The sequence below is a fragment of the Enterococcus sp. DIV0167 genome, from assembly GCF_050541555.1.
GTDB classification, from domain to species: domain Bacteria; phylum Bacillota; class Bacilli; order Lactobacillales; family Enterococcaceae; genus Enterococcus; species Enterococcus faecalis.
The window spans coordinates 1,283,750-1,295,644 of sequence record NZ_CP172933.1 but is presented as its reverse complement, the minus strand read 5'-3'; the positions used below and the strand labels follow the sequence as shown (position 1 = coordinate 1,295,644).

Annotated in this window: 13 protein-coding genes; all 13 read right to left on the bottom strand. The window is 39.7% G+C overall.

The features are described 5' to 3' along the window. Positions 1-31 precede the first annotated feature (31 nt). The 13 genes from pheA to IGM09_RS06275 all read right to left on the bottom strand — a co-directional run bounded on the left by pheA (position 32) and on the right by IGM09_RS06275 (position 11,776). Positions 32-880 (bottom strand): prephenate dehydratase, encoded by an 849-nt coding sequence (pheA, locus tag IGM09_RS06335; protein WP_033624968.1) that lies wholly within the window; start codon positions 878-880, stop codon positions 32-34. Between the two features lie 7 nt (positions 881-887). Next, on the bottom strand, positions 888-1,394 hold the full coding sequence (locus IGM09_RS06330; RefSeq protein WP_010713403.1) for a shikimate kinase: 507 nt from the start codon (positions 1,392-1,394) through the stop codon (positions 888-890). A 19-nt stretch (positions 1,395-1,413) separates the two neighbouring features. Next, positions 1,414-2,700 (bottom strand): 3-phosphoshikimate 1-carboxyvinyltransferase, encoded by a 1,287-nt coding sequence (gene aroA / locus IGM09_RS06325; RefSeq protein WP_002374853.1) that lies wholly within the window; start codon positions 2,698-2,700, stop codon positions 1,414-1,416. A gap of 6 nt (positions 2,701-2,706) precedes the next feature. Next, positions 2,707-3,801: a prephenate dehydrogenase gene (locus IGM09_RS06320; protein WP_002382322.1), complete on the bottom strand. Its 1,095-nt coding sequence runs from the start codon at positions 3,799-3,801 to the stop codon at positions 2,707-2,709. A gap of 33 nt (positions 3,802-3,834) precedes the next feature. Further along, the gene (gene aroC / locus IGM09_RS06315) at positions 3,835-5,001 is read right to left on the bottom strand and encodes a chorismate synthase (RefSeq protein WP_002357582.1); all 1,167 of its coding nucleotides are present in this window, start codon (positions 4,999-5,001) and stop codon (positions 3,835-3,837) included. Between the two features lies 1 nt (position 5,002). After that, on the bottom strand, positions 5,003-6,079 hold the full coding sequence (gene aroB, locus IGM09_RS06310; protein WP_002357583.1) for a 3-dehydroquinate synthase: 1,077 nt from the start codon (positions 6,077-6,079) through the stop codon (positions 5,003-5,005). Between the two features lie 22 nt (positions 6,080-6,101). Continuing rightward, positions 6,102-7,127: a 3-deoxy-7-phosphoheptulonate synthase gene (gene aroF, locus IGM09_RS06305; protein ID WP_002363948.1), complete on the bottom strand. Its 1,026-nt coding sequence runs from the start codon at positions 7,125-7,127 to the stop codon at positions 6,102-6,104. A gap of 36 nt (positions 7,128-7,163) precedes the next feature. Further along, positions 7,164-8,030, bottom strand: coding sequence for a shikimate dehydrogenase (gene aroE / locus IGM09_RS06300; protein ID WP_033624967.1), 867 nt, complete (start codon positions 8,028-8,030; stop codon positions 7,164-7,166). 487 nt (positions 8,031-8,517) lie between these two features. Further along, positions 8,518-8,973 carry a hypothetical protein gene (locus IGM09_RS06295; RefSeq protein ID WP_002357586.1) on the bottom strand — a complete coding sequence of 152 codons (456 nt, stop codon included), beginning with the start codon at positions 8,971-8,973 and terminating at the stop codon, positions 8,518-8,520. An 89-nt stretch (positions 8,974-9,062) separates the two neighbouring features. Further along, complete coding sequence (locus IGM09_RS06290; protein WP_033624966.1) at positions 9,063-9,437, bottom strand: thioesterase family protein; 375 nt, start codon at positions 9,435-9,437, stop codon at positions 9,063-9,065. Continuing rightward, the gene (locus tag IGM09_RS06285) at positions 9,437-10,657 is read right to left on the bottom strand and encodes a CCA tRNA nucleotidyltransferase (RefSeq protein ID WP_002366680.1); all 1,221 of its coding nucleotides are present in this window, start codon (positions 10,655-10,657) and stop codon (positions 9,437-9,439) included. The genes IGM09_RS06290 and IGM09_RS06285 overlap by 1 nt, the downstream gene beginning before the upstream one ends. Beyond that, entirely contained in the window at positions 10,654-11,433 is a 780-nt protein-coding gene (gene dapB / locus IGM09_RS06280; protein ID WP_002357591.1) for a 4-hydroxy-tetrahydrodipicolinate reductase, read from the bottom strand. The genes IGM09_RS06285 and dapB overlap by 4 nt, the downstream gene beginning before the upstream one ends. After that, positions 11,426-11,776: a nucleotide pyrophosphohydrolase gene (locus tag IGM09_RS06275; protein WP_002363944.1), complete on the bottom strand. Its 351-nt coding sequence runs from the start codon at positions 11,774-11,776 to the stop codon at positions 11,426-11,428. The genes dapB and IGM09_RS06275 overlap by 8 nt, the downstream gene beginning before the upstream one ends. Positions 11,777-11,895 lie beyond the last annotated feature (119 nt).

The window sequence follows — 11,895 nt, the reverse complement described above, 5'->3', positions numbered from 1 at the left end:
ATAAGTAAGCTTCATTTTCATTTTTAACTCTTTAAAGTGTGGACAAAACATAGATCGGGTAATCCCCTAAAATTTTTATTTCTGCGCCAATCAGTTCCAGTTCTGTTAAAGCTGCTTCAATTAGTTTTTCTGGTTGATCATTCACTAAGTCCATTAAAAAGAAGTACTCTCCGAGCTTTGTTTTCAACGGCCGCGATTCTACTTTGCTAAGATTAATCCCTCGCCAACTAAACACACTTAATGCTTTGTGTAAAGAGCCAGGAACATTACTTGGCATCGTAATCGCCAGCGTTATTTTTTTCTCAGATAGCGGGAAAGAAATCGCTAAATTTTCAGAACCAAGAACCCAAAATCGTGTTTGATTTATCGATAAATCTTGTATATTTTTTTCAACAATGGTCAAATCATACATTTCCGCAGAAAGTTTTGGTGCAATAGCTGCAAAAGGTAATTCTGGATGTTCTGCAATGTATTTGGCGGCGTAAGCTGTTGAAGGCGTTGCTTCTAAAATCGCTTCTGGAAAGTTTTTCGCTAGAAACATCTGCGATTGAGCTAATGCTTGCGGATGTGATAAAATTTTCTGACTTTGTTGCCAGATCGCTTGATTCTCTTTTGCCACCATTAATTGTTGTTGAATCGGTAAAACTAACTCTGCTTGGACAGGTAACTGCGCTTGATGATACAAATAATCTATCGATGCGTTAACAGTTCCTTCAATCGTGTTTTCTATTGGGATAATGCTCCATGCCACTTCTTGCTGTTCAATTGCTTTCAAGCAAGCTGGAATCGATGCGTACGGCATCAACGTAGCTTCAGGAAAAGCAGCCAACGTTGCACTGTACGTAAAGGAACCAATCGGACCTAAATAACCAACTTTCATCGTTTCTCTACTCCTTTAATTGTTGCAGAATTTCATTGATAATTTCTTCTGGTGAGCGATTGGTCGTATCAATTGTCATCTTCGCACATTCTTCATAAAAATTTTTACGAGACTCAAATAAAGTAATGATTTCTTTTGAAGAACGTTCTATAGCTAAGGGGCGTTGGTTTTCAGTATCTTCTGCGATTCTTTTTAACAGCTCTTCTGGTGTCGCATGTAAATAAATCACTTGCTGAAAAGATTTTAATAAGCTACGATTTTCTGGTCCGACAACAATCCCGCCCCCAGTTGAAAGGACGGCTGTATTTTTTGACAGCTCCTTTAAAAGTTGGGTTTCCTGTTCTCGGAAAGCTGCTTCACCATATTTTTCGAAATAGTCAGGAATTGAGCGTCCTATTTTTTCCATTAACGCTGTATCTAAATCAAGATGAGGCATCTTTAGTTTATTGGCCAAACTTTGGCCGATAGTTGTTTTACCCGCACCCATGAAACCAATTAAAACAATGCTTTCCATGGTTCGTTATCCTCCTTCGTTAACAACTTAAACGTTCTAAGTCGTCAAAAAATGCTGGATAAGAAACTGAAACTGCTTCAGCCTTATCTAATTCAACAGTGCCTTCTTTTACAAGTAATGCAGCAATTTGTAACATCATCCCGATACGATGATCCCCATAACTGGTAACTCTTCCACCATGTAAAGAAGTTGGTCCATGTATAATTAAGCCATCATCAGTAGGCGTGATGTCGGCGCCTAAAATTGTTAATTCTTTCGCTACTGCATCAATCCGATTGGTTTCTTTGACTTTCAATTCTTCTGCATCTCGAATGATTGTCGTGCCAGTAGCCTGAGTAGCTAACAAAGCAATAATCGGTAACTCATCAATTAAACGTGGGATAATAGCGCCACCAATCTCTGTAGCTGTTAATTGACTCGTTTTTACAAGTAAATCGCCAGAGTGATTGGCCTCATCTTCATTTAAAATAGTGACGGAACCACCCATGTTTTTAATCACATCTAAAATACCTGTCCGCGTTTGATTTAAGCCAACATTTTTCAGAAGTATCTCGCTATCTGGGACTACTAAACCCGCAACTAAAAAGAAAGCTGCAGAAGAGATATCACCAGGAACTACCACATTTTGACCTGTTAATTGTTGCGGTCCAGTTAACATAATTTTTTTACCGTCTACTTCAAGCGTCCCACCAAATTGTCGAATCATCTCTTCTGTATGATCACGTGTCTTTTCTTTCTCAACCACTACAGAAGTGCCCTTGGCTTGCAAAGCGGCGAATAAAATAGCCGATTTAACTTGAGCACTTGCAACAGGCATTGTGTAGTCAATCGGTTGCAAATTTTGAGTCCCGCGAATAGAAATTGGCGGAAACTCCGTTTGCTGAACCCCTTGACATTCCGCTCCCATTTGGTTTAAAGGAAGCATCACACGATTCATCGGTCGTTTAGCAATAGACGCATCACCAGCTAGGCGCGTTTCAAAGGGACAGCCAGCTAAAATGCCCAGCATCAGACGAATTGTTGTCCCTGAATTCCCAACATCAATTGTATTCTTCGCCTTTTTTAAACCTGCAAATCCTTGCCCCTCAACGGTGATTGTCGTCCCGTCATCTTCAATGTTCACACCTAAAGAACGAAACGCCGCTAAGGTACTTAAACAATCTTCGCCTCTTAGAAAATTTGTAATCGTCGTTTTTCCAGAAGAAATCGCTCCAAACATAATACTTCTATGGGAAATCGATTTGTCGCTAGGAACCATCAGAGTCCCTTGTAAATGTTTCACATTTGTACGTAGTTGCACCCTCATCACCTCTTATTTTTCGTAACACGTATAGTTCGTTTTTTTAGATAAAATTTGTTTTGCAGCTTGGCAGTCTGGTTGATTTTTAAAAGACAATTGAAGAATCCCATAGATTTCTTCTCTCGTTTCTAAAATTTTAATATTTGTAAGAGAAAGGTCCGCTTCGCCTAAAATTTGCGTAATTTCAGCAATGATTCCTGGTTGATCTGGTACATCAACAAACAGATCATAGAAAGCTGGGATTGCGCCTTCTTTATGAATGGGCAACTGAGCACGTGTTTCTTTGGCCTTATCAAAAAAATTACGAATAGCTGGGGCATTTTTTTCTGTTAACCATTGGCAAACAGTAGTCATCTCTTTTTGCCAATTTTCTAGTAAGTCCAATAATACTAAGCGATTGCTTAATAAAATATCCGTCCACATCGTTGCATCAGAGGAAGCAATTCGAGTAATATCTCTGAATCCTCCAGCCGCTAGCTGCTGCGCTCTAGGGTAAGTGGTATTCAGTTGCTGACTTTCGTTCACTAAAGCTGCGGCAACAATATGTGGCAAGTGACTTAGAGCACCAGTAATTTCATCATGTTCCTGTGCAGGCATCGTAATAAACTTCGCATGCGTTCCTTTTAGTAACGTTTGTAACTCCTGAATCTGTTTGTTTTTTTCGCCATGGTCATCGGTAAAAATATAGTAGGCATTTTCAAACAAACGTTCATCAGCGGCTGTTACGCCGGATTTATGTGAACCAGCCATTGGATGACCACCAATAAAATTTTTCATGTTAAGCTTTGTTGCTAACTGATTAATTTCCACCTTGGTACTACCCACATCTGTGATCAGAGCAGTTTCTAGTGATAATTGGTTTAATTCTTCTAGTTGTACTAAAGTTGCTTTAACTGGGGAACAAAGAAAAATAATCTCTGCTCGTCTTGCCCCACTTGTTAAAGATTCAGCTATCTCATCAATTAGACCCGTTTTCTTAGCAAATTCAGTTGCCTCCGCTTGATTATCGAAACCGATAATCTCACTGTTTGGATGCCCTTTTTTGATACACAAAGCCAGTGAACTCCCGATTAGCCCTAATCCTACGATTAAAATACGTTTCTTCATTTTTTCCCTCCATATACTTGCGACTTTCTTCCATTAAAAGTTTTGAGTATATAGGCGATAACGTTTCACTGCTTCTTTCATTTGTTCAAATGAGTCACTATCAAATTTTTCGAGCATAGCCTTCGCTACTTCCGTTGCAACAACGGCTTCACAAACAACGCTAGCGGCCGGTACTGCCGTGCTATCAGAGCGCTCAACGCTGGCCTTATAAGGCTCTTTTGTATCAATATTTACGCTTTGCAATGGTTTATAAAGGGTTGGAATAGGTTTCATGACACCACGAACGATGATTGGCATTCCGTTGGTCATTCCTCCTTCAAAACCGCCTAAATTGTTGGAAGTTCTGGTATAACCTGTACTTTCGTCCCAAACAATCTCGTCCATCACTTGACTACCAGGGCGTTGCGCCATTTCAAATCCAATGCCAAACTCAGCACCTTTAAAAGCATTGATGCTTACAACAGCTTGCGCAATTTTGGCATCTAGTTTACGATCCCATTGAACATAGCTACCTAAGCCAGCTGGAACGCCACCCACAAGTACTTCTACTACCCCACCAATTGTATCGCCATTTTTCTTGGTTTGGTCAATTAGTTCTTTCATTTTTTCTTCTACGGAAGGATCTAATACGCGAACGGCAGATTGTTCAGACCGTTCTTGAATTTCACGGATCGTTAAATTTTCAGGGATCGTAGCTTCAATCCCACCTAATACCGCGACATGCCCAGCAACTTGGATATCCAATTCAGCTAAGAGTTTTTTAGCAACCGCACCAATCGCCACACGCATCGTTGTTTCTCGTGCCGAAGACCGTTCTAAAACATTCCGTAAATCATCATGTTGATATTTCATGCCACCGACTAAATCAGCATGTCCTGGACGTGGTTTGCTGACGCGGCGGATTTTCTTTTGTTTTTCAGGAACTGGCTCTACTGACATCACGGAGGTCCAATTTTTCCAGTCTTTGTTTTCGACAATCAACGTTACTGGTGAGCCAAGTGTTTTACCATGCCGAATACCCGAAGTAATACGTACTTGGTCTTTTTCAATTTTCATCCGTCCCCCACGACCGTAACCGCCTTGACGTCTTGCTAATTCTCGGTTAATCTCTTCGCTACTTAAAGGCAAGCCGGCTGGTAAGCCTTCAATAATAGCAGTTAATTCAGGTCCATGTGATTCGCCTGCTGTAATAAAGCGCATCTTAAATTCCTCCTTCTCTATTTAAAAATGCTCGAATTTCTTCCGTTGGTAAAGAGACAATTTTCGCTTGACCAATTTTTTCTAAGACAATGATTTTAATCTGTCCCCCACGTGTTTTTTTATCATGTGTAATGGCTTGATAGAGACGTTCTTCTGACCAACGATCTGTCGTTACTGGTAAATGGAACTTTTCTAGCATGGTGACCAACTCTTGGGTAGTCCCAAGTGGAGAAAGCCCTTGTTGTTCTGCGACTTGAGTTATTTGAATCATTCCTAAAGAAACGCCTTCACCGTGAGCAATCACCCCGTAACCAGCTGTATTTTCTAATGCGTGGCCAATCGTATGCCCAAAATTCAGAATCAAACGTAAGCCCAAATCTAATTCATCTTCTTCGACGACATCACGTTTAATCTTGCAACAGGCCGTGATAATTTCTTCTGCATGTGCCACTAAATCTTGTTCATTTTCCAAAGAGGATAAACGGTGCCACAATTCAACATCAGCGATAGCTGCTGATTTTACAATTTCTGCAATTCCTTCACGAACACGTCTAGGTTCTAATGTTTTAAGTGTATTAGGATCAATTAAAACCCCATCTGGTTGGGCAAAAGTACCAACAAGATTTTTGGCTTTTTTAGTGTTAACCGCTGTTTTACCTCCAATGCTACTATCTACTTGTGCCAGTAAGGTTGTTGGTACTTGCAAAAAGTGAATACCGCGCATATAGGTTGAAGCGACAAATCCAGCTAGATCTCCCACAACGCCTCCACCTAAAGCAATTAGACCATCACTTCGAGTCAATTGCTGTTCCGCTAAAAAATCATAAAGCAGTTGAGCTGTTTCGAGGCTCTTACTTTGTTCACCTGCCGCTACAGCAATCAATGATGTTTCAAAACCAGCAGCTTGCAATTCTTTCTCAACAGCTGCGCCATATAATTTATTCACCGTTTCATCGGTAATAATCGCTACCCGTTGTGGCTGCCACAGGCTACGTACCCAGGTGCCAATTTTATCTAAGGCACCTGTTTCGATGGTTAAATCATATGAATGTGTAGGTAACGTTACGGTTAATTTCATGTCCTCTACTCCTCTGTCTTTACTAATCTTCTAAAGCATTAATTTCTTTCATTGCTTTTTCGATGATATGAACTTCTTTCATCATACGTAGGTAAGTTTTTTCATTCAAGGATTGTGGCCCATCTGACCACGCATTCGCTGGATCTGGGTGAATTTCTACAATCAAGCCGTCCGCACCTGAAGCAACACCTGCTCGGGCCATTGGCGGTACTAAATCCCAGATACCAACACCATGACTCGGATCAACAATAATTGGAAAATGACTTAATTTTTTAATTAAAGGCACCGCACTTAAATCAAGTGTATTGCGCGTAGCGGTTTCGTACGTACGAATCCCACGTTCAATGAAGATCACATTGAAATTTCCTTGCGCAGCAATGTATTCAGCTGCGTTTAGCCATTCATCAATCGTACCAGCAATCCCGCGTTTTAAGCCGATAGGTTTTCCAGTTTTACCAACCGCTTGTAATAACTTGAAATTTTGCATGTTGCGCGCACCGATTTGTAAAATGTCACTGTATTTTGCGACAAGTTCTAAATTCGCTTCATCCATCACTTCTGTAATGACTTGCATATCTAATTCATCAGCCGCTTGGCGAATGTATTTTAGTCCTTCTTCTTCTAGTCCTTGGAAAGCGTATGGCGACGTTCTAGGTTTGAATGCACCACCTCGTAAAATTGTTGCACCGCCAGCTTTAGCAATTCGCGCACATTCACGAATCTGATCTAAGCTTTCGATTGAACAAGGGCCCGCCATCATGGTCATACTGCCGTCACCGATTTTAACACCGTTCACATCAACCACTGTATTCTCTGGATGAAATAAACGACTCGTTAGTTTGTAAGACAACGAAATGCGGACACTTTTTTCCACGCCTTCTAATGCTGTTAACTCTGCTTCAACTAATTTTTCTGTATCACCAATCAAGCCTATCACTGTTTTTCCATTATCTTGACTTGTTTGAGTAGTTAAGCCTGCACCTGTTACTAAATCAATGACTTGTTTCATTTGCTTTTCGGTTGCATTTTCTTTCATAATTACGATCATTATATTCTCTCCTCATGCCTTTAAACGGCGCTCTTTTTATCTATTTTCAATTTTACGTTTCACGACTGATACAGGCATTTTTTGTCCTGTCCATTGTTCAAAAGCAGCAGCTCCTTGATAAAGTAGCATGTCCAAGCCGTTGCTTGTTTCTGCGCCACGTAAACGGGCTTCTTCTAATAACTGTGTTTCTCTGGGATTATAAATAGCATCATACACGAATAACTTCGGCTGAATCATTGCATAATTTTCTATAGGACTACTATGCGCATGTGGATGCATACCCACACTCGTTGCATTAACTAACAAGACGCTTTCAGCAACATCTTTTGCTAGTTTTTCAGTATCCGCTAAATCATTTAAATGAATTACACAGTTGGTTCGTTCAGTGAAATTTGCCAGTTTTTTTTGACTGTCGTTAAACCCCGCGCTTTTCCTGTTGTAAACGGCGATTTCTTTCACGCCATCTAAAGCAGCTTGGGCAATGATTGATAAGGCTGCACCACCTGTTCCTAAGATGGTCATTTTATTCTGAAAAACGTCAACCTTTTTCTCTTTCAAACTCCACATAAAACCAGTACCATCCGTGCTGTCTCCGTAAAGTTTTCCATCTTTGTTGACAATCGTATTAATCGCGCCAACCAGTTGGGCGGTAGGACTTAGTTCATCCATATAACTTACAGCCGCCACTTTATTGGGCATTGATAAGTTGGCCCCTAACATGTGAAACGTTCGAATCGCTTCAATTGCTTGTGGCAATGTCTCTTGTCCAACGTCAAACGCCAGATACCGAGCATCAACTCCTAAATTTTGAAATGCTGTATTATGAATCAACGGTGAAATACTGTGTTGGCTGGGTTTCGCGAATAGCCCAGCTAAACGAGTAGATCCAGTTATTTCTTTCATCCTGTGTGCTCCTTTACGAAATTTTTTTAGTAAGTTTCTGAAATCCTAATTTTTGGCCAAACAAAAAGGATATTCACAGTAAATTTTAAGAAAAATCTACAGTGAATACCCTACAAAAAAGCAATATAAAAGCCACTATAGATTTTCTTAAATCTACATGGCTGAAAGTCATCTTAAATTTCCCTAGCCATTATAGATACAAACGTTTGTTGTCTGTACCCATAATGTTATGAATACAAACCTATCTAAAATAGCTAAAGTAAAAGTTATTCAGTTGTGTATGGTTTTTCTTCGTTGTTGTCATAAGAATCACTCCAAAACTGATTTAATTAAGAATTGTTAACAGTATACCGCTAGAAAAAACATGTGTCAACACTTATTCGCTTATTTTTTTGACTATTCCATTAAAAACAATGTTATTTTATTCGCCAAAAGACTAAAAAAGCCACAGGAACCAGTCATTTCACTGATTCCTGTGGGGCAAAAATTATTTTAATTCTTCAGCGTATACATCATCAACTGTTTGTGTTGGGTCGATAACAATGTATAAGTTTTTAGTTTTTTCGCTGACTTTTGTAGATTGATAGATGTTATCCAAGCCCTCATCTGTTTTATCTTTGTAAGGGAAATAAACTAAATCTGGTGTGCCATTTTTGTAAAGAATTTCCATACGTTCGATATCTTCATATTTTAAAGCACGAGAGAACATCCCTAATTCTAAGCCACCTAAGTTAATATCGTGGGTTTGAACATGATCTCCTTCTTGGAAAATTTCAATTTTGAACCCTTCACATGGATGAATTTCAACAAATTCACTACCATGGATACGGCCAAAACTTGTTGTAATATGTTTAATCCATAAATCACCAATAAAACGACGATCAATCGTCCAAGTTTCACCATTTCTGAAATAAAATTTAAGTCCTGTCATTTCTCTAGCCATAGCACAAATCTCCTTACTTAAAAATAATTTCTTACATTATTAGTTTACCATACTTTTGATAAACGGTCACAAACTTTCGCTGTAGATTCTTAATCTTTTGTTATTCTTTTTAAAAAAGAATCAATCTCAACTACTGCACGTTGGTGAGAACCTTTGGCAATTTGTCGTTCTCCTTCATAAGCAACAAATTTATAGCGTATTTTGTGTGCAGTCTGTTCAATGCTGGTCATCGTAACAACGATTGTCGCCCCTACCGCGGATGGATATAAGTGGCGCAATTCTAACACCGTTCCGACAGTTGTTTCCCCAACTGATAATTGGTCCTTCACAGCTTCTTTGGCTGTTTGTTCAATCAGGGCAGCTAAAGCAGGGGTTCCTAAAACTTCTAAGTCACCAGAACCGAGCATTTTAGCCGTTTGTGATTCTTTCACCAAAAATTCTTTTGTAAACATTTCTGTTGGCATTATGCTTTCTCTCCTTTTGAACGTTGTTTTTTGGCAAACGAAAGCAGAACTTCTTGTTTATTCTCTAAGCTACCTTCAACAACGTGTTGCTCGATTTCAGCAATCAGTTCCCCTAACCATTTGCCTGGTGTTTCTTCTAAGATGGCTAAAAGGTCTTTTCCTGTAATGGCCAATTCATGTCTTTGATGGATGGGTAATGCCTTAACTAACTCTTTTGTTACTTGTACTTGACTCTCTTGTTGGTAATAATATAAAAGCCTTTCAACAAGTACTGCTGATTCTTCGCCTAATTCATAAAGCATCATTGGCTGCCAGTCGTTACTCAAACGAAAACGCAGACCACGTACTAATTGTGAAACGTTTTGAATTAATTGATTGGAAAGTTTCCAAGCCTTTAAGAAGGAGCGAATTTCTGCTTCCGGTAAATTCAACGATTGGATAAGTAACGTCCACGCTTCTGCTTCTGTTTCAATTTGACGAGCAGGCAAGTCCATTAAACGAAAAAGTCCAGCCCCTTGTTCTCGTAATTTGGGACAATATTGATAGCATTCTGTTTCAATAAACGGAGCTAAGCCACCTTGTCGATTAACCCCTAAAAGCATTTTTACAAATTCAATTGTAATGCGTTCTACTGAAATTTTTTCCAATAAAGGATGAAATTCAGCGATAGCAGCTAAGGTTTTTTCTTCAATTTTAAAATCTAATTGGCTAGCAAAGCGTAAGCCCCGCATCATCCGCAGAGCATCTTCATGAAACCGCTCATGGGGATTACCGACTGCACGAATGGTTTGATTAGTTAAATCTTCGATACCATCAAACAAATCAATGATTTCGCCTGTGCTGTCAAGCGCCAAGGCATTAATCGTAAAATCTCGCCGTTTTAAATCTTCTTTCAAGGAGCGAACAAAGGTGACTTCATCTGGTCGGCGAAAGTCTTGATAAGTTGACTCGGTACGAAAGGTTGTTACTTCATACTGTTGGTCTTCCATCAATACAAGGACTGTACCATGTTCGATACCCACATCAACGGTTCGTTTAAAAATTTGCTTAATTTCTTCTGGATAGGCACTTGTCGCAATATCGACATCATGGATTGGTTTATTTAATAAAGCATCACGGACACTGCCCCCGACAAAATACGCTTCAAAGCCCTGTGCATTGATTTCACGAATAACGGGAGCGGCTTCTTTAAATTCGTTTGGAATAGTTGTCAATTTCATAGCATCTGTTCCAATCCGTAAAGTAGTTCTGTTCTCTGTACCACTTGCCGACAAGCTAACGCCACTCCTGTCATGAATGAACGCCGATCATAAGAATCATGCCGAATAGTGAGCCCTTCACCTACACTGCCAAATTGGACTTGTTGGTGTGCCACTAACCCAGGTAAGCGGACACTATGGATTCGCAGACCCTCGAAATCAGCCCCGCGTGCCCCTGGTATTGATTCTACCTCTTGCGGATTCCCTTGTTTTTTTGCTGGCCGAACTTCTTGAATCATTTCTGCAGTTTTTATAGCCGTTCCACTTGGTGCATCCAATTTGTTATCATGATGTAATTCAATGATTTCCACATCTGGAAAATACTGCGCCGCTTTTTGGGCAAATTGCATCATTAAAACTGCCCCAATTGCAAAATTTGGCGCAATCAAGCCGCCGATGGCTTTTTCTCGAGATAGGTTTGTCAATTCGTTGATTTGTTCCTCCGTAAAGCCTGTCGTCCCAACAACTGGCGCCATACCATGTTCCAACGCAAAACGTGTATTTGGATAGGCGGCTTCAGGAACCGTAAAATCAATCCAAACATCTGGTTTGACAGCTAGGACTTCTTCTAAGCGCTGAAAAACGGGAATTGCTGTTTCATCATTGAAAGAAACAGTTTCTTGTGCTTCATGAGGATCATACACACCTACTAATTCAAAGTCTGCGGTTTCTAAGACCATTTGTGTAGCAGTACTGCCCATCCGTCCTTTAAACCCAGCGACAATTATTTTAATCATGTGTTTTCCCATCCTTTCTTTCAAAGCGATAGCGATCCCGCTTGTTAAATTTGGCCATATTTTCTTCAAAAACTTCGGTTAAATCAATCTCTAAAGAATTTGCCATGCTAATCAATACAAAAAAGACATCTCCAAGTTCCTCTGATACTGTCTTTGGTTTTTCGTCTGCTTTTTTCTGTTTTTCACCATAATAATGATTGACTTCACGGGCTAATTCTCCGACCTCTTCCGTCAAACGAGCCATTTGTCCTAATGGTGAAAAATAGCCTGTTTTAAACTGTTGAATATAATCATCAACTTCTGTTTGCATCGATTGCAAACTACGTTGTTCTGATTCTGACATTTTACCCCAACCTTTCTTACTCTACCTCCTACATCTTATCAAAAACTTGGCTATCTGGAAAGGTTCTACTTGTTGTTTTATATAGAGAATGATACAGTTTATACTGTAAAAGGACGTGA

Bases quoted from the DNA above. Each gene is read 5' to 3' on its own strand.
- pheA (WP_033624968.1), bottom strand. From the start codon at position 880: ATGAAAGTTGGTTATTTAGGTCCGATTGGTTCCTTTACGTACAGTGCA.
- IGM09_RS06330 (WP_010713403.1), bottom strand. From the start codon at position 1,394: ATGGAAAGCATTGTTTTAATTGGTTTCATGGGTGCGGGTAAAACAACT.
- aroA (WP_002374853.1), bottom strand. From the start codon at position 2,700: ATGAGGGTGCAACTACGTACAAATGTGAAACATTTACAAGGGACTCTG.
- IGM09_RS06320 (WP_002382322.1), bottom strand. From the start codon at position 3,801: ATGAAGAAACGTATTTTAATCGTAGGATTAGGGCTAATCGGGAGTTCA.
- aroC (WP_002357582.1), bottom strand. From the start codon at position 5,001: ATGCGCTTTATTACAGCAGGCGAATCACATGGACCTGAATTAACTGCT.
- aroB (WP_002357583.1), bottom strand. From the start codon at position 6,079: ATGAAATTAACCGTAACGTTACCTACACATTCATATGATTTAACCATC.
- aroF (WP_002363948.1), bottom strand. From the start codon at position 7,127: ATGATCGTAATTATGAAAGAAAATGCAACCGAAAAGCAAATGAAACAA.
- aroE (WP_033624967.1), bottom strand. From the start codon at position 8,030: ATGAAAGAAATAACTGGATCTACTCGTTTAGCTGGGCTATTCGCGAAA.
- IGM09_RS06295 (WP_002357586.1), bottom strand. From the start codon at position 8,973: ATGGCTAGAGAAATGACAGGACTTAAATTTTATTTCAGAAATGGTGAA.
- IGM09_RS06290 (WP_033624966.1), bottom strand. From the start codon at position 9,437: ATGCCAACAGAAATGTTTACAAAAGAATTTTTGGTGAAAGAATCACAA.
- IGM09_RS06285 (WP_002366680.1), bottom strand. From the start codon at position 10,657: ATGAAATTGACAACTATTCCAAACGAATTTAAAGAAGCCGCTCCCGTT.
- dapB (WP_002357591.1), bottom strand. From the start codon at position 11,433: ATGATTAAAATAATTGTCGCTGGGTTTAAAGGACGGATGGGCAGTACT.
- IGM09_RS06275 (WP_002363944.1), bottom strand. From the start codon at position 11,776: ATGTCAGAATCAGAACAACGTAGTTTGCAATCGATGCAAACAGAAGTT.